Source organism: Roseibium aestuarii, assembly GCF_008477545.1.
In the GTDB taxonomy this organism is placed as follows: Bacteria; Pseudomonadota; Alphaproteobacteria; order Rhizobiales; family Stappiaceae; genus Roseibium; species Roseibium aestuarii.
On sequence record NZ_VORA01000002.1, the window covers coordinates 743,133 to 764,835 of the forward strand.

The 21,703-nt window shown below is 66.0% G+C and carries 14 protein-coding genes; 9 read left to right on the forward strand and 5 right to left on the reverse strand.

Features of this window, described 5'->3' with window-relative positions:
• Positions 1-150: 150 nt before the first annotated feature.
• From soxB to FR728_RS11950, 4 genes are all read left to right on the forward strand, one after another.
• Positions 151-1,845: a thiosulfohydrolase SoxB gene (soxB, locus tag FR728_RS11935; protein WP_149892874.1), complete on the forward strand. Its 1,695-nt coding sequence runs from the start codon at positions 151-153 to the stop codon at positions 1,843-1,845.
• A gap of 35 nt (positions 1,846-1,880) precedes the next feature.
• Positions 1,881-3,158 carry a sulfite dehydrogenase gene (gene soxC, locus FR728_RS11940; protein ID WP_149892875.1) on the forward strand — a complete coding sequence of 426 codons (1,278 nt, stop codon included), beginning with the start codon at positions 1,881-1,883 and terminating at the stop codon, positions 3,156-3,158.
• Positions 3,142-4,293 (forward strand): c-type cytochrome, encoded by a 1,152-nt coding sequence (locus FR728_RS11945; protein ID WP_149892876.1) that lies wholly within the window; start codon positions 3,142-3,144, stop codon positions 4,291-4,293. The genes soxC and FR728_RS11945 overlap by 17 nt, the downstream gene beginning before the upstream one ends.
• A gap of 189 nt (positions 4,294-4,482) precedes the next feature.
• Positions 4,483-4,938 (forward strand): DsrE family protein, encoded by a 456-nt coding sequence (locus FR728_RS11950; RefSeq protein WP_149892877.1) that lies wholly within the window; start codon positions 4,483-4,485, stop codon positions 4,936-4,938.
• Between the two features lie 434 nt (positions 4,939-5,372).
• On the opposite strand, the gene FR728_RS11955 is transcribed toward FR728_RS11950, so the two are convergent.
• Both FR728_RS11955 and FR728_RS11960 read right to left on the reverse strand, forming a co-directional pair.
• Positions 5,373-8,627 carry a c-type cytochrome gene (locus tag FR728_RS11955; protein ID WP_149892878.1) on the reverse strand — a complete coding sequence of 1,085 codons (3,255 nt, stop codon included), beginning with the start codon at positions 8,625-8,627 and terminating at the stop codon, positions 5,373-5,375.
• A gap of 40 nt (positions 8,628-8,667) precedes the next feature.
• Positions 8,668-9,906 (reverse strand): ferredoxin reductase family protein, encoded by a 1,239-nt coding sequence (locus FR728_RS11960; RefSeq protein WP_149892879.1) that lies wholly within the window; start codon positions 9,904-9,906, stop codon positions 8,668-8,670.
• A 306-nt stretch (positions 9,907-10,212) separates the two neighbouring features.
• Between FR728_RS11960 and FR728_RS11965 the strand changes: the two genes are divergently transcribed.
• From FR728_RS11965 to FR728_RS11985, 5 genes are read left to right on the forward strand one after another with little or no spacing between them, the layout of a single operon-like run.
• Entirely contained in the window at positions 10,213-10,857 is a 645-nt protein-coding gene (locus tag FR728_RS11965) for an OmpA family protein (RefSeq protein WP_149892880.1), read from the forward strand.
• Between the two features lie 31 nt (positions 10,858-10,888).
• Entirely contained in the window at positions 10,889-15,838 is a 4,950-nt protein-coding gene (locus tag FR728_RS11970) for a CHAT domain-containing protein (protein WP_149892881.1), read from the forward strand.
• On the forward strand, positions 15,835-16,584 hold the full coding sequence (locus tag FR728_RS11975) for a peptidoglycan-binding domain-containing protein (RefSeq protein ID WP_149892882.1): 750 nt from the start codon (positions 15,835-15,837) through the stop codon (positions 16,582-16,584). The genes FR728_RS11970 and FR728_RS11975 overlap by 4 nt, the downstream gene beginning before the upstream one ends.
• A 12-nt stretch (positions 16,585-16,596) precedes the next feature.
• Positions 16,597-17,802, forward strand: a complete 1,206-nt coding sequence (locus FR728_RS11980) for a serine hydrolase domain-containing protein (RefSeq protein WP_149892883.1) — start codon at positions 16,597-16,599, stop codon at positions 17,800-17,802.
• A gap of 50 nt (positions 17,803-17,852) precedes the next feature.
• Positions 17,853-19,100, forward strand: coding sequence for an AGE family epimerase/isomerase (locus FR728_RS11985; protein ID WP_244304571.1), 1,248 nt, complete (start codon positions 17,853-17,855; stop codon positions 19,098-19,100).
• Between the two features lie 10 nt (positions 19,101-19,110).
• Here the strand turns inward: FR728_RS11985 and FR728_RS11990 are convergent, their stop codons facing one another.
• The 3 genes from FR728_RS11990 to FR728_RS12000 form a co-directional block, all read right to left on the reverse strand.
• Complete coding sequence (locus tag FR728_RS11990; protein ID WP_149892884.1) at positions 19,111-19,269, reverse strand: YqaE/Pmp3 family membrane protein; 159 nt, start codon at positions 19,267-19,269, stop codon at positions 19,111-19,113.
• A gap of 132 nt (positions 19,270-19,401) precedes the next feature.
• Positions 19,402-20,985: an alkaline phosphatase D family protein gene (locus tag FR728_RS11995; protein WP_188318886.1), complete on the reverse strand. Its 1,584-nt coding sequence runs from the start codon at positions 20,983-20,985 to the stop codon at positions 19,402-19,404.
• A 138-nt stretch (positions 20,986-21,123) separates the two neighbouring features.
• Positions 21,124-21,648: a CBS domain-containing protein gene (locus FR728_RS12000; RefSeq protein ID WP_149892886.1), complete on the reverse strand. Its 525-nt coding sequence runs from the start codon at positions 21,646-21,648 to the stop codon at positions 21,124-21,126.
• Positions 21,649-21,703 lie beyond the last annotated feature (55 nt).

The following is a 21,703-nucleotide window of genomic DNA, read 5'->3' on the forward strand; positions in this document are numbered from 1 at the left end:
AACCCATCGTCCGGTGCGGGGAGACCCCGCACCGGCCCCTGATCCATCGAGTGTCCGCAACGCGTGCTTTGATCACCGGCCTGTCACAGCCGGACAGCGCCCCCGTGCCGCAGACCTGCCGACCATGAGCCTGAAACGGAGTAGGCCCAGATGTTTTCCAGACGTGAATTCCTGATGGCGGCGACAGCCACCAGCGCCCTTCTGGGCTCCGGCATGGCCGGATCCTGGTCGCGGCTGATGGCGCAGCAGAGCCTGACGGAGGACCAGCTCCTGGCCATGGACCCGAAGGGCAAGCTCACCCTCGTCCACATCACCGACATTCACGCCCAGCTGAAGCCGCTCTATTTCCGCGAGCCCTCCATCAACCTCGGTATCGGCGAGGTTGCCGGCCAGCCGCCGCACGTGACCGGGGCCGATTTCCTGAAGCTCTACAACATCGCGCCCGGATCCCCGGATGCCTATGCGCTGACGAGCGAGGACTATGTGGCGCTGGCCCGCAGCTATGGCCGCATGGGTGGACTGGACCGGATCGCCACCGTGATCCGCCGCATCCGCGCCGAGCGCGGCGACGACAATGTGCTGCTGCTCGATGGCGGCGACACCTGGCAGGGCAGCTTCACCTCCAACGCCACCCTTGGCCAGGACATGGTGACGGTGATGAACGCCCTGAAGCCGGATGCCATGACGGGACACTGGGAGTTCACCTATGGCACAGACCGGGTGAAGGAGATCATCGACGGTCTGCCCTTCGCCTTCCTCGGCTCCAACATCTATGACGCGGAGTGGGACGAACCCGCCTTCGAGGCCTGGCGCATGTATGAACGCGGCGGCGCAAGGGTCGCCGTCATCGGTCAGGCCTTCCCCTACACCCCCATCGCCAATCCCCGCTGGATGATCCCCGACTGGTCCTTCGGCATCAAGGAAGAGGACATTGCCGCCCACGTCGAAGAAGCCATTGCAGAAGGCGCAGACGTGGTCGTGCTCCTCTCCCACAACGGCTTCGACGTGGACCGCAAGCTGGCCTCCCGCGTCGACGGGATCGATGTGATCCTCACCGGCCACACCCATGACGCCCTGCCCGAGCCGGTGATCGTCAACAACACGCTGGTGATCGCGTCGGGCTCCAACGGCAAGTTCCTCAGCCGCATCGACCTCGACGTCCAGGACGGCAAGGTCACCAGCTATGCCCATCGCCTGATCCCGATCTTCTCCGACGTGATCACGCCGGATGCGGAGATGAGCGCCCTCATCGACGAGGTGCGCGCGCCCTATGAGGCCGATCTCCAGCGGGTGCTCGGCCGCACCGAAAGTCTCCTCTACCGGCGTGGCAACTTCAACGGCACCTTCGATGACCTGATCTGCCAGGCGCTCCTGTCCGAACGCGATGCGGAGATCGCCCTCTCCCCCGGCTTCCGCTGGGGCACCACGCTGCTGCCAGGCCAGGACATCACCTTCGAGGACGTGCACAACGCCTGCGCCATGACCTATCCGGCCGCCTATCGCACGGCCATGACCGGTCAGATGCTCAAGGACATTCTGGAGGATGTGGGCGACAACCTGTTCAACCCGGATCCCTATTACCAGCAGGGGGGCGACATGGTTCGTGTCGGCGGCATGGGCTACACCATCGACCCGTCGAAATCGATCGGCGAGCGCATCTCCGCCATGACCCTGCTGTCCACCGGCGAGGCGATCGATCCGGCCCGCGAATACATCGTCGCCGGCTGGGCCTCGGTGAACGAGGGCACGGAAGGCCCGCCCATCGCCGAGGTCGTCGAGGCCCATCTGTCGAAAAATCCCGTCGTCGTCCTGCCGGACAACCAGTCCGTCAAGCTGGCCGGCTGACCCCTTTTCCCTTCGCGCATCCTGAGGACATCTTCATGAGCGAAACAAAGACACCCCTCTCGCCGGCGGCCCTCTCCCGCCGGTCCCTGCTCAAGGCGGGCCTGAGTGCAGGCACCCTGGCGGGAACCGCCGTTGCCGCACGCGCGGCTGGCGATCCGCTGATCACCGAGGTGCAGGACTGGAACCGCTATCTGGGCGACGGCGTGCAGGCCCGTCCCTATGGCACCCCCTCGCCATACGAAGCCCATGTGGTGCGCCGGGACGTGGAATGGCTGACCGCCGCCACCGAGAGCTCGGTCAATTTCACGCCCCTGCATGAACTTGACGGCATCATCACCCCCAACGGCCTGTGTTTCGAGCGTCACCATGCCGGCATCGCCGACGTGGATCCGGCCGCGCACCGGCTTATGATCAATGGCCTGGTCGACACACCGCTGGTCTTCACCATGGAGGACCTCAAGCGCTTCCCCCGCGAGAACCGGCTCTACTTCCTGGAATGCGCGGCCAACTCCGGCATGGAATGGCGCGGATCCCAGCTCAACGGCTGCCAGTACACCCACGGCATGGTCCATTGCGTGATGTACACGGGCGTGTCGCTGAAGCTCCTCCTCGAGGAGGCCGGCGTGAAGACTTCGGCCAAGTGGGTGATGCCCGAGGGCGCGGATGCCTCCGCCATGACCCGCTCGATCCCGCTGGAAAAGGCGCTCGACGACTGCCTTGTCGCCTTCAAGATGAACGGCGAGGCCCTGCGGCCCGAACAGGGCTATCCCCTGCGCCTCGTCGTGCCGGGCTGGGAAGGCAACATGTGGGTGAAATGGCTGCGCCGCATCGAGGTGGGCGACGAACCCTGGCACCAGCGCGAGGAAACCTCGAAATACACGGACCTTCTGGCCAACGGCAAGGCGCGCCGCTTCACCTGGGTGATGGACCCCAAGTCCGTCATCACCAGCCCCAGCCCCCAGGCCCCGATCACCCACGGCAAGGGTCCGCTGGTCATCTCCGGTCTGGCCTGGTCCGGCAACGGGCGCATCTCGCGGGTGGATGTCTCCATCGACGGCGGCCGCAACTGGACCACCGCACGCCTCGACGGACCCTCCCTCTCCAAGGCCCTGCATCGCTTCTATCTCGACATCGCCTGGGACGGTTCCCCCCTCCTTCTCCAGTCCCGGGCGATGGACGAGCACGGGTTCTACCAGCCCACCAAGAACGAGCTGCGCGCCGCCCGGGGCGAGAACTCGATCTATCACAACAACGGCATCCAGACCTGGCATGTCAAAGCAGATGGAACCGTGGAAAATGTCGAAGTTTCGTGATGCGCGGGTCGGCAGTTGGCGCGCGCTAGCGCGTCCCCTGCTCACCCTGTCCCTGCCGCTGATCCTCGCCACCGGCACCGCGCTGGCGGGCGATCCGGCTGCGGGCGAGAAGGTCTTCAAGAAATGCGCCGCCTGCCACGCGGTCGGCGAAGGCGCGAAGAACAAGGTCGGGCCCGAGCTCAACGAGCTGATCGGGCGCACCGCCGGCACCTTGCCGGACTTCAAGTATTCCAAGGCCATGATCAAGGCCGGCGGGGACGGTCTTGTCTGGACCCCGGAGACCCTTGCAACCTATCTCGCCAAGCCGAAGGACATGGTGCCCGGCACCAAGATGGCCTTCGCCGGGCTGAAGTCCGATGCGGATCTGGACAACGTGATCGCCTATCTCGCCGGCTTCTCGGCTCAGGCGGCCCCTGCGCCTGCGCCTGCGCCTGCGGCGGCGCCAGAACCGGAGCAAACCCGCAGCGATGCGGCTCCGGACACGACCTCGGCGGCCCCCACCCCGACAGCCTCTGGCCATGACGGCAAGGTCTTCGGTCTCGGCCGCAAGGCCGAGGCGGAGGAAATCGCCGCCTGGGACATCGACATCCGCCCGGATGGCACCGGTCTGCCGGTTGGCCGCGGCACGGTCTCCGATGGCGAGGTGCTCTTCTCGGAAAACTGCGCCGTCTGTCATGGCGACTTCGGTGAGGGCGTCGGCCGCTGGCCGGTTCTCGCCGGGGGTCAGGACACCCTGACCGACGAACGGCCGGAAAAAACCATCGGCTCCTACTGGCCCTATCTTTCGACGGTCTACGACTACGTGCGCCGCGCCATGCCCTTCGGCAACGCCCGCTCCCTGTCGGATGATGATGTCTATGCCCTGACGGCCTATCTTCTCTATCTGAACGACGTGGTCACCGACGAGGAGTTCGAGCTCTCCAACGAGAACTTCACGGAGATCCGTCTGCCCAACGAGGAGAATTTCATCGCCGATGACCGGGATGCGGAAGGCCACGACATGGCGACCTCCGCCCCTTGCATGGAAAGCTGCAAGCCCGGCCCGGTGGAGATCACCATGCACGCCCGCATCCTCGACGTGACCCCCGGGTCCGTGGATGATGACGAGGCAGGGGGCGCCGGCGGCGTCGACTGACCGGGAGGATGCAGGCCACGGGAGGAGACGGAGGCGCGGGACGGCGCAGCCTCCGCATCCTTCTCCGGGGCCTGACGCCCCATCGCCGAGGGAGCCACGCCCCCCCTTGGCCCAGCCTGTCTGTACGGCCGGATATTCCGGCCGGCTTCCCGGGAGGAGGAAGAGATGTGGTGTGATCGCAGAACCCTGATGAAGCACGGATTTGCGGCCCTGACCCTGTTCGGTGCAGCCGCCGCAACGCCCCTGGCCAGCCCGACCCCCGCCAGCGCTGCAGACGGCATCCATCGTCTCGCCCTTCAGATCAGCGACAATGATCCGGACAAGATGACCAGCGTGCTCAACATCGCCGCCAACGTCTCCCGCCACTATTCGGATCTGGGCGAAGAGGTGGAGATCCGCGTTGTCGCCTTCAGCGCCGGTCTTCACATGCTGCGCGCCGACACCACCCCGGTCGCCGACCGGATGAAGTCCTTCGCCCAGAGCATGCCCAACGTGACCTTCGCCGCCTGCGGCAACACCATCGACGCCATGAGCAAGACGGAAGGCAGGGACGTACCCCTGCTGGACGACGTGGAGATCGTCCCCGCCGGAGTGGTGACCCTGATGGAACTGGACGAAGCCGGCTTCACCATCGTCCGGCCGTAAGACCAAAGGCTCCTCGACCGCGTTTCCCACCCCCGTCATGCCCTCCCCTCGCCTCTTCGCGCGGCCATGCCGGGTCGAGGCGTCACCGCATGGATTGCCGGGTCACGCCCGGTAGTGACGAAGGAAAGGGTGCGTGACAGGGAACATCGGCGGGCGACACCTGCCGCAGGTCTCTGAGCTCTCACACCTGGGACCTTCAACGCCTCGGTGGTCATCCTCGGCCTCGTGCCGAGGATCCAGCCTTTGGCCTCTGTGTCTTTCGCACCCCTCGCCCACCGCCGTCATGCCATGGTTCGACGACGGAGAGGGTGAGTGGCTGCGCCCGGGACCGGATAATGCGTCCCGGCATTCCTCAGGAGGGCCCAGCCATAAAACCGAAAGGGCAGGACCGGTCTCCCGGCCCTGCCCTTTGCATCATCACTTTGGCCCCTCACCTAGTTGCGGGCCTGGACGTTGAAGGTCACCATGTGCACCGCCGAGGTCTGGCGCGGCGGGGCAAGGGTCTGGCCCTTGGCCTGCGGCAGGGACTGGGCGGCGAGCTCGGTGCGGTTTTTCTCGAAGAGCTTCACCGCAAGACCGCGCGAGGGCGGCTGGCGGGTGGCGCGCACCAGCTTGCGCGCCTCGGCCGCGCTGAGCCGATGATTGCCCAAGCCCCCTTCCCGGCAGTTCAGCACCAGGGTCTCGTCATGGGCCGGCGTGTCGAAGACCAGCGCCCCGACCGCAGGATCCGGGATGATCCGCGGCTGACCGGGATGCAGGACAGGATCGCCGATCATGGCGTCGGGAATGATCTCCACATTGCCATCGGCCTCCACATAAAAGATCTGCAACTCGCAGGCGTTGTTCGCGGTCACCCGGAAGCTCAGGTTCTCGTCGACGAAGACATCCGTATTGGCCACATCCACCCGCAGTTTCAGGGCAACGGCATTCTCGTCCTCCCGGTAGCCGTCGTCCCGATAGCTGGCATCCTTGTAGCTTGCCGGCAGCAGCCCGGTGGTCTCCACCCGGCCCGGATGGGTGAGCGGATCCAGATTGAGCACCGGCTTGATCAGGCGGGCGAACTGCTCCTCCACCTCGAAGCGGGGCACGCGCACCCCCGCCCGGGTCTGGTTGATCCAGTCGATGGCAAAGCTGCGCGCCGTGGGATCCTGCACCCGCTGGATCGCCGTTTCGAAGTCCTCGAGCGACATCTCGAACTCCGCCGCCAGCATCTCCGCATCCAGATCGGCCTCATAGAAGTCGGCGAACCAGGTGACGACCTCTTCCTTGCCCGGACCGCTGCGGCTCTTCACCGTACCGTCCGGAGCAACTTCAGTGGCCTCGATCTTCGCCAGCGCATCGATGAAGACCTTCCGGTCCTGATCGTAGAGCCTGTCGAGCTCGGTCTGCTCCACATACATGCGCAGCAGCGTGTCGCGCTGGTCGAGGGAGAAGAGCGCCGAGGTCTCCAGATGAGCCCGCAGCTGATCCCGCTTGGAGATGATCCCGTCCGAATGACAGCTCATGCAGGACCGGCCGTTGATGATGTCGATCCCCTTGCCGATCGGCCGCTGGCGGAAGGACACGATGGCCGTCGGCCCCCGGTCGATCCGGTCGCCTGCGGCGGTGGAGAGATAGTAGCCCTGAAGGCCGTTCGGCAGCGTGAAGAGCATCTCGCCGCCGTCATGCTCGAAAGGCTCCAGCCCGTCGGCAAGCGGCGCGATCTCCGCCGGACCATGAGGATGCAATTTCAGGCTCTGCGCCTCGCGGCTGCCGGCGAAATCGTAGGATTTCCAGTAATATCCGCCGCCGGGCAGATCATGACGCTCCAGCAGCCGGTTATGGTCGGAGACCCCGGACGACCCTTCCAGGAACGCGCCGCGGGCAACGGCAAGCCGCTCGATGTTGGCATTGACGTCCACGCCCATCGCCCGTTCCAGATCCCCGATGTTCTCGGGCAGGTCGAGCAGCATGTGATACATTTCCGGACGGCTGGCATTGGCCATGAACCAGTCCGCCCGCATGATCGGCAACTGGGCGCCGGTCTGGTCCGACAGGGCCAGCAGCGCCGGATCATTCTCCGGCGCATAGCCGTAAGGGTAGGTTTCCGCCAGCTTGCTCCAGCGCTCCACATCCCACTTGAAATCGCGGATATCGACCCGGAACAGCAGATTGTTGGCGCCTTCGACCGGGTCCGGCATGACCAGACGCGGGCCCTGGGACACAGAGTTCAGCAGCTTGCGGAACCCGGCCCGATAGAGATCGAGCCGCCGCCCGAAGGCGTCCATGTCCTCGCAAGGATGCACGCCATTGTAGAGGTTGAGGAAGGTGTAATAGCGGATGAAGGGCCGGTCCCGTTCGTCCACCCCCGAAAGATCGCGCAGCGCCAGCTCCGCCTGATCCTTCCAGTGACGAATCGGGCGCAAACGGGCGGCCGGAGCCGGTTCCGCACTGATCTCGGCCGTGTCCAGGCTCTCGATCCAGGCGCCCAACGCCTCGAGCTCTTCGTCCGAAGGGCTCTGGCCATAGGGCATGCGGCCGCTGGACACGCTGGTGTAGAGCAGGGACTGCATCCGGTTGCCCGGCGTCACGAAGGCCGGATTGCGGGCAATCGAGGCAAGGTCTCCCGCCGGGAAACTGCCCTGGGCGCTCTCGCCGAGCCCGTGACAGTTGCGGCAATAGCGCCCGACGAAATCATCCGCCTTGCTGGCAAGGTCCCCGGCGGGCAGGGCAGCGCCCCCACTGTCGGCGCGGCAGGTGGCGGTGGCGCTGAGTTCCACCTTCTTCACCTCCTGCTCGCGGCCCGTCAGATAGGCGAGCATGGCAAGCCGGTCCTCATCGGTCAGCACCGCCAGTCCCTTGACCATGTTGCGCTTGAGCGGAGAGGTGACCGGACTGCCCGAAAGCTTCAGCCCCTTGTCGAGGAAATCCTTCGAGAAGACATCCGGGTGAGACAGGCCTGTCATCCGGGCGGTGGAAATGTCGGGAGCGAGCTCTCCGTTGATCCCCTTCTCCCCAGTCAGTGCCTCATCGGCGCTCAGGCCCCAGGTCAGGCTGCGCGGGGTGTGGCACTCGCCGCAGGCCCCGACGGTCTCGACGAGATAGCGTCCGCGCGACATCTGCGAGCCATCGCCCGGCTGGAAGGCCGGCGTCGTCAGGTTGCCCCGCTTCCAGAGCGAGATGGTGCTGTTGAGATTATACGGGAAGGAGACCTCGTGCCTCTCGGAAGCGGCATCGGACTGAGGCAGCGTCTCGATATAGGCCTTGATGTCGAGCACGTCCTCCGGCTTCATCCCCGCATAGGCCGCGTAAGGGAAGACCGGGTAATAGTTGCGCCCGTCCGGCGCGAGGCCATTGATCACCGCATTCAGATACTGGGAATTGCTCCAGCCGCCGGTGCCATTGGCGTGGGCGGTAATGTTAGGCACGAAGAAGGTCCCGATATAGGTGTCAAGCTGGCGGCCGCCCGAAAGCAGGCTTGTGTCCTCGCCCGCCGCGTGACAGCCGACGCATCCGGCCGCATTCGCCAGATATTCGCCGTTCTTCACATCGGCCTGATAGGAGGAGAAGGCGCCGTCTCCGAAAAGGTCGGCGGCCCGGGTCCCGCCCGTGCCATATCCCAGCGACAGAATGATCGCGGAGAGGAGGGGGACGATCTTCGCCCCGGGCTTGCGGGAAGAAGCGTCCGTCCCGCGTCGCGTGCCACTCATGCTCATTGTTCCTCTCCTTGATCCTGACCCGTCCGCCGGATTACCGGAACTCGAAACGTTCAAACCTGACGCGGGCAGGCTTGTGGCCCAGCCGCTTAAGATCGCCTGTCACCGCCTCGCGCAGGGCGGCCGGGCCGCAGAACCACAGTTCCGCACCGCCCGGGTCCACCGTGGACCGCGCCAGAAGTCCTTCTGCCGTGAACCGCCCATCCGTCTTCGAGACATGCAGCGTGAAATCGAAATTCGGCAGCTCCTGCGCCAGAGCCGCAAGCTCGGTGTCGCCGACAGCTTCCTCCGTGTTGCGCACGCAGTGGAACAGATGCACGCAGCGCTGCGGATTACTGCGCAGCTCCTGCGCCAGCGCAAGGAACGGCGTGATGCCGATACCGCCCGCGATCCAGACCTGGCGCTCCGCCCCCCGTCCGGCTTCGAACCTGCCATAGCCGCCCTCGACCCGCAGGGTGTCGCCCACCTTCAGCTCGTCGCGCAGCCGGCGGGTGAAGTCGCCCAAGGGCTTGATGGCAAAGCCGATTTCGTTGCCTTCTCCATGCCTTGCGATGGTGAAGGGATGCGGCTCGCGAAGCCCTGCCCGCTCCGCCCCGATGAAGGCGAACTGACCCGGCCGCGCCGACAGGCCCGAAGACACGGGAACGGCGCGCACCAGCGTCGCCCCGGCAAGGGGCAGGATCTCGCTCACCCGGTAGCGCTTGCGCATCAGGAAAGGCCGGATCTGGGTCACCGCGAAGCTGCAAACGCCCAGCGCGGCCATGACATTGAGATATCCGGCGAGCAGGGCCGTTCCGTCAAAGGGCCGCTTGATGAAATTGAGATGGAACGCGATGAAGACGAAGAACACGCCAATGAAGCGATGGCTCTGGCGCCAGAGCTGCCAGGGGATCTCGATCCGCGTCCAGGGAATGCGCTTGAAAAGACTGACGCCGACCAGCGTGACCAGTCCGTAGAAACCGATCTCTCCCGCCTCCCCGGCCAGCTCGTTCAGCCCCGTGGTCAGCACCTTGCCGCGGAAATTCGGCGAAACGAAATAGTGGAAGAGCATGAGGCCGAAGGCGAGATACCCGAGCTGCCGATGCACGTGATACATGCGATCCAGGCCGCCGAAGGCGCTTTCCAGAAACCGAGGGCGCGTTGCCAGGAACTGATTGAGCGCCATGGCCGTGAAGGCCGTGACCGCTGCCGCGATCGATGCCCAGGTGGTCAGCCCCGTGTGACTGGCGGCAGGCACCGAGAGCAGAAACGCGACTGCACAGGCGGCAAACATCAGGAAACTGCCCAAACTACCCCCAATCCGCGCAGCAGGAGTCCTGCCGGCGTCTCTCACCGCCCCCCGTCTCTCTCGTCTGCACCGATGGTGTTTCCGGAAACACGAGGAAGCAATCGTCACAATATCTTAATATTGCAGGTGAATCTCTTCACCCACTGCTGGCAAATCGCTCAGCGTCATGCTCAGATGTCTGAGACCCTTTTTCAAGCCTGATGCTTTTCGTCGCGGCAATAATCGTCTTAAAGTACCCTCGTGAGGGTAACCACCGTTTCTGAACAGAACTTTACTCAAGGACCGTGTTTCATGACTAGCAACCGACCGGGGTCGCAGACTGTGCGCTTCGTCACAGTCGCGGCGTTTGCAGCCAGTCTCCTTGTTGCCCCGGCAGCCCTTGGCCAGTCAGCCACCCAGCCTCTGTCGAGCGATGCCATCATCCAGCAGCTCAAGCCGAAGCTGAACAAGCCGCTGACCCGCGGTCTGAAGCCTTCGCCCCCCGCGCCCACCCTTCCCGAGGCCGAGCGCGCCTATCTCGGCAAGCTGCCGACCCGCGGCCTGAAGGTGGAAATGAAGCAGCAAGTGGCGAAGATCATCGACACCTATGACCTGCCGCACATCAACATCGAAATCCAGTTCGCCTACAATTCCGCCGAGATCACGCCCGCATCGCTTCCAGACCTCAACGCTCTCGGCCAGGCCCTGCTCGACCGGAACCTGGGTCAGTCCCGCATGCTCCTCAATGGCCACACGGATGCTGCCGGCAGCCGCGACTACAACATGGATCTGTCCGAACGCCGGGCCGATGCGGTGCGCGGCTATCTGGTCTCCACCTTCGGCATCTCCCCCGACCGTCTGATCGCGGTCGGCTTCGGCGAAGAGCGCCTGAAGAACCCCGTCCAGCCGGAAGCAGCGGAAAACCGACGGGTCGAGATCGTCAATCTCGACGGTTGATCCCCGGCACATGCGGAAGGGAAGTCTCCAGATGCTCCTCAGATGCCTTGCCCTTCTCGCAGGCCTGATCCTCGCTCTTTCTCCCGCCGAAGCTCTGCAGATCTATCGCAACAGCACGCCCTACCAGATCACCGCGACCCTGCCGGCCGGCGCCTATTTCCGCGAGGAGGGTGTCGACCGTAAGTTCGATCTCGGCCAGGTCAGCGGCAATCTGCGGCTCATTCAGGACGAATATGCCAGCTGCCGGGCCCTGACGGACGAACGCCAGCAGAACTGGGTCAAATACGGCTTCGACCTGGCCTCCGCGCCCTTCGACAGCCCCGCCGTCTGTTCGATCACCCTCAACAATCGCGCCAGCGGCGAAACCGTCACGTCCTTCTATATCCGCATCGATTCTTGCGCCTGTTTCGCGGCCCTTCACTTCCGTTTCCCCGACACGGCCCGTGCCGATTTCATGGCCTTCGCCCCCACGGTCGTCACCAGCCTGCTGCTCAACAGCGCCGATACCGCCGGCATCGCCGAGAGCCTTCTCGCAGGTCTGGGCGCCCCACCTCGGACGGCGACGAGCACCAGCCCATCCCCCTCTGCGTCAACGCCCGCCGCCGCAGGTCCGGCACCGCAACCCGGCCCGGCGGGAAGCGCGATCAGCCGGGTCAGCGCCACCCTTGCACCGCTCGCTTGCGCGCCGAAGCCCGCGACCCGCGCCGAAGAGGCGCAGACCGCCCTCGTCCTGCTCTCCGCCTGGACCGGCACCCGGATCGACGATCTGGCCGAGCGCGTCGGAGTGCGCGACCGGGACCGCTGGACCTGGGGCGACTTTCCCGGCAACGACCCTGTAGCCCTGGGCCAGATCGAAAGGATCCTCTCGGGCCACGACGCCGCGCTGTCGCGCATGACCGCCGATGTGGCGACCTACGGCAACGCGCTCTGCGGGGTCCTGTCCCAGGCGCTCAACGAAGACTTCGGCAGCACCCTGTCGCTGCAACGCGACTTCAACTCGGTCTTCCATGGCTATCTGAAGGCTGCCCAGCAGCTCACCCAGATCCACGGCTGTACCAGCGGCGAGATCGACGGCGCCTTCGGCGGCGGCAGCCGCGCCACCTGGAACCGCATGCTGGAAGCCCTTGGAAAGGTGCCGGAAAGCGGCGCCTTCACCCCCACCCTGAGCGATGTGATGGCCGCCGGCATGGTGGCCGTAACCGCCCCCGCCTGCTCGGGAACCCCGGCAAGCGCCAACGCCCGACCGATCCCGGTAGCGCCCTTCCTCTTCGCCTCGGGCTATCGTCAGGCCGGCTGGCTCGCCAAGCAGACGCCGGAGCTTTCGGCCCTGATGGATGCCCTGGCCGAGGATGGCACCTGGGCGCCCTTCCAGCAGGACCTTGTCCGCTCGCTGATCCACGAACCCTATGGCGCGGAGCCAGGTGCGGCTGCCCGCATGCTCGCCAAGATCTACCGGCAGGGCATCGGCGTCGCCCGAAGCCCAGGCGCCGCAGACTTCTGGACCGCTCAGGCCGTCGCGACACCCACCCTCTATCAGCGCTATCTCGACGCTGCGGACCGGGGAACCGACCTCGCCGGCGTCGTCCGCGACCTCGTCGCCACCCTGCCCGGCGAGAATGGATATGAAGAACCGGCCCTGTCGGGCCCCATGGTCACCAGCCAGACCCTCGAGCTGACCATCGACGGCCGGGTCACCCTTGCCCGCCTCGCCCATCTGGTGATGAAGCATCCTCAGGCTCTGGAGCAGGTCGCTGCCCTTCCCCGGCCGAAACTCCAGTATTCCCTCGCCGAACGCCTGCTCGACGGCGCCAGCGTGCTGGGCAAGGGCACCGGCGAGGCGCTGACCCTGTTGCGCGCCTCGGCTGCGGCCGGCACACCCTACGCCGCCTCCCATCTCGCCTTCATGCTGGACCACGGCAATGGCACCACCACCTCGCAGGCAGAGATCGACGGCCTGCTCAAGATGGCCGCGAAGACGGGCGAACCTTTCGCCAACTATCAGCTGGCGCGCCTGGCCGAGCGACAGGCTCCCGAAGCTCCGGCCGAGGCCCTGCGCTTCTACGAGGCGATGATCACCCGCAATCTCGGTGAATACCGGACCCTCGCCGGGTCTGAGCTCATCGCTAACCGGATGATGGCCGGAAATCTGGCGCTTGCCTCGCCCAAGGGGAAGGCCCTGATCGAGGCCCGGGCAAAGACCGATCAGGATTTTGCCCGTACCCTCGCCGAGCTCTATCTCTGCGCTTCGTGCGGTGGCTCCGTGGATCTGGCGGAGGGGGCAAGATGGCTGCGGCTGCTGCGCGATGCGGATGTGCGGCAAGCGGGCGTCACCTTGTCCCGCCTGCTCACCCTCGCCCCCGAGCTGGCCCGCTCCCCCGACGAGCCCCGCAAGAGCCTGGAACAGGGCATTCGCCGGGAAGCCGGCCCCGGCTCACCCTTCGCCTATGACAACGACATCTCCGCCGCGGTCGCCCTCCAAGCCCTGGACGCCACCGGGGCGGGGCAAGAGCGCGCGCAAGATCTGAGCCGGCTCCTCGACCAGCTCTGTGACAGCCCGACGGCCGACGCCGATGATTGCGAAACCGCCGCGAAATTCCTCGCCTCCGGGGCCTTCGGAACCGATCTGGTCGCCGTGGGTGTCGATCGGCTGGAAAGCAGGACCTCTCTTGCCCTTGTCGATGTTCTGGCAGCCTATGGCGACTTCACCGGAGCCCTGCAGCTCGGTCTGGCCGCGGAAAAAGACCAGCTTCTCGGAAATTCCGGGGTCATCTCCCCGCTGGCAGAGGCCCGCTCCCCCCTGACCCTTGATCCCAACACCCTGCGCACCCCGACGCTGCGCCGGATCATCGCCCAGCGCGACCCGGGCGACCTGTCGTCCCTGCCGCCGGGCTTCGTCGAATATCTCGCGCTCCTGGCGCGCAATGGCGATGCGCAGGCACAGGCCTATCAGCAGATCCTGAGCCTGCCACGGGCGCAGCCTCTGCCGCTCGCCTCCGACCTGGCCCGCGCCCGCGACACCTTCGAAAGCGTGAAGGCACGCGGCGGTCTCAGCATGGCGCTGGTCACTTCCGCCCGGGTCTATGCCTCGGGACTGAAGGACGCGGGAGAGCGAGATCAGGCGCTGGACCTGGAACTGACGGCACTTGCCGCCGAACGCCAGCTCGACCGGGTCGCAGGCATCGGCACCGGTGCCCTTCAGGGCCAGCTCACCACGGTCTGCCATCTCTCCAAGGCCAGCGAACGGATCTTCGCCCTTGGCTCCGACGACATCGCCCTCGTGCTTGCCAAGGACGTGATCAACGAATTGCAGGGGGTGCGGCGCGATCTCTCCGCCATTCCCGAGAGGCTGCAAGGCTGCTTCCGCGACCTGGTCTCCGACAATTACCGCTGGCTTGCCGATCTTCTCGTCCGGCAGGACCGGCTGGAGGAGGCGGAGTTCGTCCTCTCCCTCCTCAAGGACTTCGAGGCCTTCCAGTTTTCCGGCCGGGACACCGCCTTTGCCGGCGACGCCTTCCGCGAGATCCCCTATTCCCCGTCGGAACAGGCCCTGAAAACGGCGCTCGACGACCTGCGCCTGCCCACCGTGAGCGACGTGCGCGAACGCCTCGAGCTTCTGGCACGCCAGGCCATCCAGGGGCTGAACGCTCAGGACCAGACGCGCCTCGCCGAGATCGACCGCCGTCTTACGGACGCTCAGGTCACCTATGAACAGGGGTTGAAGCGCATCCGGGAGGCCGCCGCCACCCTCTCCGACACGCCTGCGACAGTGAACACTGCCGCGGCCCAGACCACGCTGGCGGCTCAGGCCTCCGTGCAGCAGACGATCCTCGCGCCGCTCAAGGACAAGGCCGTCGCGATCCACTATCTGGTGATGCCGGACCGGCTCAACATTCTGGTCACGACTAGGGACAGCCGCGAGAGCTTCACGCTCAGCGACTGGGACGGAGAGCCCTTCACCGAGGCCCGGCTGAACGCCTTCCTTGAGGACTACCATCTCGCGGTCAGCGATCCGGGCGTCGACGTGCGGCCCATGGCGCAGCGCCTCCACGCGCTTCTGCTCGGGCCCGTGGAGCCGCTTCTCGTCCGGGAGACCCCCGAGCTTCTCCTCGTCTCCCTCGACCGCCGCCTGCGCTACATGCCCTTCCAGACCCTGCATGACGGCAGCAGGTTCCTTGTCGAGCGTTTCGCGCTCTCCCTCCTGACCAGCAGCGAGACCGAGATCAGCGGCCGTCAGGTGACCGACATCCCCTTCGCCGCGCTTGGCATGACCCAGGAAACCGAGCTCTTCTCCGCCCTGCCCGGCGTCGAGGTGGAGCTTGACGGCATCGTGAAGGGGGACAATGGCTTCGGCCTCTTCGACGGCGAGGTCTTCATGGACAAGGCCTTTGACCAGACCGCCCTCGTGCGGGCCCTGCGCATCGGCGAGGGCAATCCGCAAGGTCTGGGCGTGGTGCACATCTCGTCTCACTTCTATCTGGGCGAGAGCGAGGCGGACTCCTTCCTGCTGCTGGGCACCGGCGACCACCTGAGCCTGAGCACGATCAAGGATGACCCGGCCGACTTCGACTTCCGCCATGTGGAGCTCTTGACCCTGTCTGCCTGCGAGACCGGCCGCGCCAATGCGTCGAGCGACGGGCGCGAGATCGAAAGCCTTGCCAAGATCACCAGCGACCGGGGCGCCGGCTCCACGATCGCCAGCCTCTGGCCTGTGGCGGACGCCTCCACGGCCCTGCTGATGCAGCGTTTCTACGAGCTGAAGGAACTGGGCGGAATGAGCAAGGCGGAGGCGCTCGCCGTCGCCCAGCGCGAGTTCATTGCCGGCAAGGTCGGGAGCCAAACCCATCTGGCGACCCGCAGCGTCGTCTTCGAGACCGCCCGCCGATTTGCAGAGCCCATGGACCAGCGCGGTGACGGGCTCGACCCCGGCTTCTCCCATCCCTTCTACTGGGCGCCCTTCGTCCTGACCGGAAACTGGCGATGATGCAGATCTTCCCCCGCCACCCCTCACGCCCCCTCTTGCTCGCCGCGCTGGCCTTCAGCCTCGCGACCGGATCCGGCGCAGCACAGGACATAATGTCCGGCGCGAACCAGTGCTACGGCACCTCCCAGGACCGGAAGGCCGGCGAGGTCCGCAATGTTCGTGCGCTCTACCGCCGCTCCGACAGCGACCAAACGGGACAGGATGTCTTCGTCGGCTTCAACTTCTCGCTCTGGGACGTGCCCAACGAAACCCATGGCATCACCGCCAACTGCGCCCGCGAGGGCGAGCAGATCGTCTGTGCCATTGAGTGCGACGGCGGTCGCCTGCGCCTGAAACAGGGCAAGAACGGCCAGCTTCTGGCAGAGGCCAGCGGCCTGCGGGTGGATGCGCTTCAGGCCACGGAAAGTCTGTTGCCCCAGGTGATGGGGGCCGACGGCGGCGTTCTCAACGACATCTTCGTGCTGGACCCGCTGCCCGCCGAAAACGGCACGTGCGACGCCGAACCCCAGCGCACCTTCGTCGAATTGCGGGAAGGCGATCTGTCGCCCCGTGTCCGCATTCTGGAAGCAAAGCTGGGCCAGCTTGGCCACCTGCTCGAATTTCCGGACACCGTCTTCGACGAGACCACAACACTTTCCGTGATCTCCTTCCAGGAACAGTATAATCTGCCGGTTACCGGTGTGGTCGATCAGCGGACCGCCGAGGCGATCGAGAGCATCGCGGCGACAAGCGCCGGCGGCTGTTGAAGGTCTTGAGCCATGGGGTTGCAGGGTCACGAAAACGGTCTTGGAGAACGGGATCACCAGGGGCTGAACCGGGGGCTGGAACGGGGGCTGGAACGGGGCCTGAGCCGGCGCCAGATCCTGCGCTTCGGCGCGGCCGGGGCCGCACTGACCATGCTCTCCCCCCTGAGCGCTGCCGCAATGACCGGCGGCCTGAGCCTTGAGGAACAAGACCTCTTCACCGGGCATCTGAGCAACTTCATTGCCACCAACAACGTGCGCGGCCTGTCGATCGCCATGGCCCGCCACGGCGAACTGGTCTTCGAACATGCGGTCGGTTCGGCCGACGAATTCGGCACGCCCCTGACCCCGCGCCATCGGATGCGGGTCGCCAGCCTGTCCAAGCCCATCACCGGCACCACCGTCATGGCCCTTGTCGCCGACGGCCGGGTGAACCTGGAGGACAGGGTCTTCGGTCCTGACGGCCTCCTGCCGCAGTTTACCGAGTTCGCTGATCCCCGCGCCCTCGACATCACGGTCTCTCACCTTCTGCACCACACCGCCGGCGGCTGGAGCACGCGCGGACAGGATCCGACCTGGATGCTTCCCGAACTTTCCATGCATGACATGATGGTGGAGGTGTTCCGCACCGTGCCTCTCGATCAGGCACCGGGCACCGGCTATGCCTATTCCAACATGGGCTACCTCCTCTTGGGCCGCGTGATCGAGGCCGTGACCGGCAGGCCCTATGAGGATCATGTGCGCGAGCGCATCCTTCTGCCAGCAGGGGCCGACGGGCTGCACGTGGGCGGAGGCCCGGGCCTGCGCGGACCGGACGAGGTGACCTACGCGACGGGGGCCGCCCGCGATCCGGCCACCATCGACATTCGCCGCAGGGACGCAGGCGGCGGATGGGTCGGGCGACCCCGCGATCTGGTCGCTTTCCTGCTGCACATGGACGGTCGCCCGAGCCCCAGCGACCTGCTGCCGCCCGACTGGCGTGACAGGGTGCTGCAGCCGACGCCCGCCAGCGGCTCCTATGGCTGCGGCTGGAACACGGACGCCCGCGGCGCGTCGGGCCATTCCGGCTTCCTGCCCGGCACGGGCTCGGTGATGCTGAACACGCCCTACGACATCAGCTGGGCCGTGCTCGTCAATTCGAATGGCGGCCCGGGCGGCACGATCAACGAACGGCTGCGCGCCCTTCCCTGGACCATGGTGCAGGACGCCGGCTGGATTTGACGATCCCTTCCTTTGTTGCCATTCATTTCCTTTCCGACACACGGCTTTTCATGACCCAGCCTCCCGTTTTCCAGCACTCCGCCCTTGCGCCCGCACGCATCTCCTTCATGCAGGAACAGGCCCGTGACCTGCTCAGTTTTTTCAAGGCCAGCCTCGCCTCGGACGCGCATGGCGCAAGCGGCGTGCCTGCGCTGTGGTGCCTGGACAGTCAGGGGCAGCCGATCCCGGGGCAGCCGCAGGATCTGATGACCACCACCCGGCTTGTCCATTCCTATGCGCTTGGACATCTGGCCGGGCATCCGGGCTGCGAGCCGATCATCGAGGTGGGCATGGCAGCGCTTCTCGGACCCCATCGCGACCGGGCGCACGGCGGCTTCATGGCCTTCGCAGCGGACGGCGGTCCGGCCCCGACAGACAAGCTCGCCTATGGGCACGCCTTCGTGCTGCTGGCGGCCGCGAGTGCCGCTGCGGTAAACCACCCGGACGCGAGCACGCTCCTCAAGCAGGTCGAGACGATCATTCTGGAGCATTTCTGGGATGACGAGGCCGGCCTGATGCGCGACGAATTCCGCCGCGACTGGCAGCCCTTCTCCACCTATCGCGGCATGAACGCCAACATGCACGCGACCGAAGCGTTCCTCGCGGCCTACGAGATCACCGGCCGCGAAGCCTGGCTGGAGCGGGCGGGCCGGATCCTTGCCTTCTTCGTTGGAGAGATGGCGCCGCGCCATGGCTGGCGCATCCCGGAACATTATCATGCGGACTGGAGCGTCGACGAGGCCTATGCCGGCAACCCGATGTTCCGCCCGGCGGGCACCACACCGGGTCACTCCTTTGAATTTGCCCGTCTGGCCCTGCAATACTGGGACCTGTGCGGCCGACCTCGGTCCGGCTTGCCGGAAGCCGCCCGTGCCCTGACGGAGCGGGCCATGGCCGACGCCTGGCAGCCGGGCGGCGGTCTGGCCTATACGCTCGATTTCGATGGAAAGGTGAGGATTCCCGACCGCTACTGGTGGCCGGTGACCGAGGCGATCGGCGTCTATGCGAGCCTGATGAAGCTCGAGCAGTTCGAGGAGGACGCCCGCAGCTTCGAGCGCCTCTGGCAGGCTGCCAGCACCCTCTTCATCGACGGGAAGGAAGGCGGCTGGCACCCGGAAGTGGATGAGGCGGGTCGCCCCGCCTCGAACCAGTTCACCGGCAAGCCGGACATCTACCATGCCCTCCAGGCCTGCCTCTATGCGCTGACGCCTGGCCTGTCGCGGCCGCATGAGGGCGTGCGGGGACTGCTTCTGGCGTAAGGCGACGCGCTCAGCGGCGCGCGATCACCCAGACAGCGTGGACGATGCCGGGGATATAGCCCAGCAGGGTCAGCAGGATGTTCAGCCAGAACTGCGCACCGAGGCCCACTTGCAGCAGCACGCCGAGGGGCGGAAGAAGAATGGCGAGAATGATGCGGATGAGGTCCATGTCGATCTCCTGTGTCTGAGGGCAAGCGGACTTGCCCCCTCCGTTCGGCTTCGGGCGCAGCCTTGCGCCCGTCTCTGCAAACCCAACGGCACACGAGAGCATTTGTTCCAGATCGCCGACGATCCGCGCGCTCTACCCGATCACGATACCCGGATGTCCCTCCGCGATCGAAAGGCGTTGGAACACCGCACAGTCACTCCTCTGATCCTTGCGATCGTCGACGGCCATCAAGTCCACCCGCGCCGCGTCTGCGGCCAGAACGAGCACCGCATAGCCATGGTGGCGACCGGAAGCGAAGCGGAGATGCGGGTTTTCGGCGAGGGCGGTGGCGATGGTCGCCTCGGACGGTCCGTCTGACGTGATCGAACCGACGACGACCTCGCTGGCAAGGGTCCGGCCCGGCTCGCCATCGAAGCTTTCGGGCACATCCGCCGCATAGAAGGCATGCAGGTCGCCGCCCACGATTACCGGATTGCGCAGGCCCGCCGCGCGCACACTGTCCAGAAGCCGCTGCCGCGCGGCCCGGTAACCGTCCCAGCCGTCGAGATTGTAGCGGGCCGCCTCGCCCGGAGCGAGATCACGCTCGGACAGGAGGGTCGGCTGGGCAATCACCGTCCAGCGGCCGTGCGCCTGCTGCAACGTCTCGTCGAGCCAGGCCTCCTGCGCCGCCCCGAGCATGGTCCGCGCCGGACCGGCTGCCTCGACCGCATCCGCAGGCTGGACAGAGCGGTACTGCCGCGAATCGAGGAGCACGAGGTCGAGCTGACCGCCGAACCGGTGATGACCATGAATGGCCAGGGTCGAGAAATCGAGGTCTGCCAGCTGCTGCGCCGACAGGGGCGGCACGGGCATGTGTTCATACCAGGCCTGATAGGCCGCACGGCGACGCTCCAGAAACCGCGCCGGATCCCGGTCGTTGGGCGCCCGGTCCGCAGAGTAATTGTCCATCACCTCATGGTCATCCCAGATGACCAGCCAGGGAAAGGCCGCATGCGCCGCCTGAAGGTCCGGATCCGACTTGTAGAGCGCATACCGGTCCCGGTATTCCCCGAGCGTCGAGGGCACGCCGGTGCCGTGCCGGCGCACATGCCCCTTGCCCCAGCTCTTCTCGTAGATGTAGTCGCCGAGATGCAGGACCGCATCGAGCGGCTGCCCCGCCATGTGGCGGAAGGCGGCGTAATAGCCATGCTCATATTGCTGGCAGCTCGCCAGCGCCAGCCGCAGCTCCACGTCCATGTCGGCGGAAGGGGCCGTGCGCGTCCGCCCCACCGGGCTCGCCTCGCCGGCACAGCGGAAGCCGTAATGATAGGTTGTCGCCGGGGCAAGATCCGTCACTTCCACATGCACCGAGTGTCCCAGCGCCGCGTCGGCCTGCGCCAGACCGCGAGCGACCACGTCGCTCAGCTGCGCATCCCGGGCCACCACCCATTCCACGTCGAGGCGCTCGGGCAGGGCGGGAAGCGCAACAGGCGCGAAGGAAAACGGGTCCGCCTTGGGGGCCGGGAAGATCAGCCGAGTCCACAGAACGACGCTCGTCGCCGTCGGGCTACCCGAGGCAACCCCGAGGGAGAACGCCGGCGCAGGGCCCTCGCCCGCGTTGCCCGCCTCGGGAAAGATCCAGGGGAGACTGGCCGCCGCGCCTGCCGCAGACGTGCGCGTGAGGAAGCGGCGGCGATCAAGACTGGCAAAGGTCGAAGACGAGGAAGTCGGGCACATGCGGAAAAACACCTGAAACAACAAAGGATCCACCCCTCCCGGAGCGGACCCTTTCCTTGCAGCCTTCCATGTCACATTCAAGACAATCGGCAAGACAGCCGGCAAGACAGCCGGACACATCCGGTTCGGCCGAGCGGTTCAGCCGACGATCATCTGCTTCATCTGGAGGGCTTCCCATTCCAGCTGCACGAGCCGGTGGTTGACCACATCGCCGATGCTGATCATGCCGCACAGCTTGCCGCCGTCCAGCACGGGCAGGTGCCGGAAGCGGCCGTCATTCATCATCTTGAGCACCGTATCGAGCGGATCGGCCGGGGTGCAGGTGACCACCTTGCGGGTCATCAGCCCTTCCACCAGCTGCGGCAGGGTCTGGCCCGGCGTTTCGGCCAACTTGCGCACGATGTCGCGCTCGGACAGGATGCCCTGCATGGTGCCCGCATCGTCCAGCACCAGCAGCGCGCCAATGCCCTTTTCCTTGAGCACCTGTACGGCGGTCGCCACCGTATCGCCGGGTTTCACGCTGACCAGCGCCCCGCCCTTCTTGGCAAGGATCTGTCCGACGGTGGCAGCTTCGGACGACAGGTTGCTGTCCACCGACTGGCTCACCGTCCGGTCGTGGCTCTTGTCGCCCCGCATGGGCTGTTGATAGGAGCTTGGGGTCATCTCGGATCTCCTTTGTCGCGAATGGCGCTTGTCTCTTGCAACATCTGGCGCAAGC

What these genes read in the sequence shown, in the direction of transcription:
- soxB (WP_149892874.1), top strand. Translation starts at nt 151, where the DNA reads ATGTTTTCCAGACGTGAATTCCTGATGGCGGCGACAGCCACCAGCGCC.
- soxC (WP_149892875.1), top strand. Translation starts at nt 1,881, where the DNA reads ATGAGCGAAACAAAGACACCCCTCTCGCCGGCGGCCCTCTCCCGCCGG.
- FR728_RS11945 (WP_149892876.1), top strand. Translation starts at nt 3,142, where the DNA reads ATGTCGAAGTTTCGTGATGCGCGGGTCGGCAGTTGGCGCGCGCTAGCG.
- FR728_RS11950 (WP_149892877.1), top strand. Translation starts at nt 4,483, where the DNA reads ATGAAGCACGGATTTGCGGCCCTGACCCTGTTCGGTGCAGCCGCCGCA.
- FR728_RS11955 (WP_149892878.1), bottom strand. Translation starts at nt 8,627, where the DNA reads ATGAGTGGCACGCGACGCGGGACGGACGCTTCTTCCCGCAAGCCCGGG.
- FR728_RS11960 (WP_149892879.1), bottom strand. Translation starts at nt 9,906, where the DNA reads ATGTTTGCCGCCTGTGCAGTCGCGTTTCTGCTCTCGGTGCCTGCCGCC.
- FR728_RS11965 (WP_149892880.1), top strand. Translation starts at nt 10,213, where the DNA reads ATGACTAGCAACCGACCGGGGTCGCAGACTGTGCGCTTCGTCACAGTC.
- FR728_RS11970 (WP_149892881.1), top strand. Translation starts at nt 10,889, where the DNA reads ATGCTCCTCAGATGCCTTGCCCTTCTCGCAGGCCTGATCCTCGCTCTT.
- FR728_RS11975 (WP_149892882.1), top strand. Translation starts at nt 15,835, where the DNA reads ATGATGCAGATCTTCCCCCGCCACCCCTCACGCCCCCTCTTGCTCGCC.
- FR728_RS11980 (WP_149892883.1), top strand. Translation starts at nt 16,597, where the DNA reads ATGGGGTTGCAGGGTCACGAAAACGGTCTTGGAGAACGGGATCACCAG.
- FR728_RS11985 (WP_244304571.1), top strand. Translation starts at nt 17,853, where the DNA reads ATGACCCAGCCTCCCGTTTTCCAGCACTCCGCCCTTGCGCCCGCACGC.
- FR728_RS11990 (WP_149892884.1), bottom strand. Translation starts at nt 19,269, where the DNA reads ATGGACCTCATCCGCATCATTCTCGCCATTCTTCTTCCGCCCCTCGGC.
- FR728_RS11995 (WP_188318886.1), bottom strand. Translation starts at nt 20,985, where the DNA reads ATGTGCCCGACTTCCTCGTCTTCGACCTTTGCCAGTCTTGATCGCCGC.
- FR728_RS12000 (WP_149892886.1), bottom strand. Translation starts at nt 21,648, where the DNA reads ATGACCCCAAGCTCCTATCAACAGCCCATGCGGGGCGACAAGAGCCAC.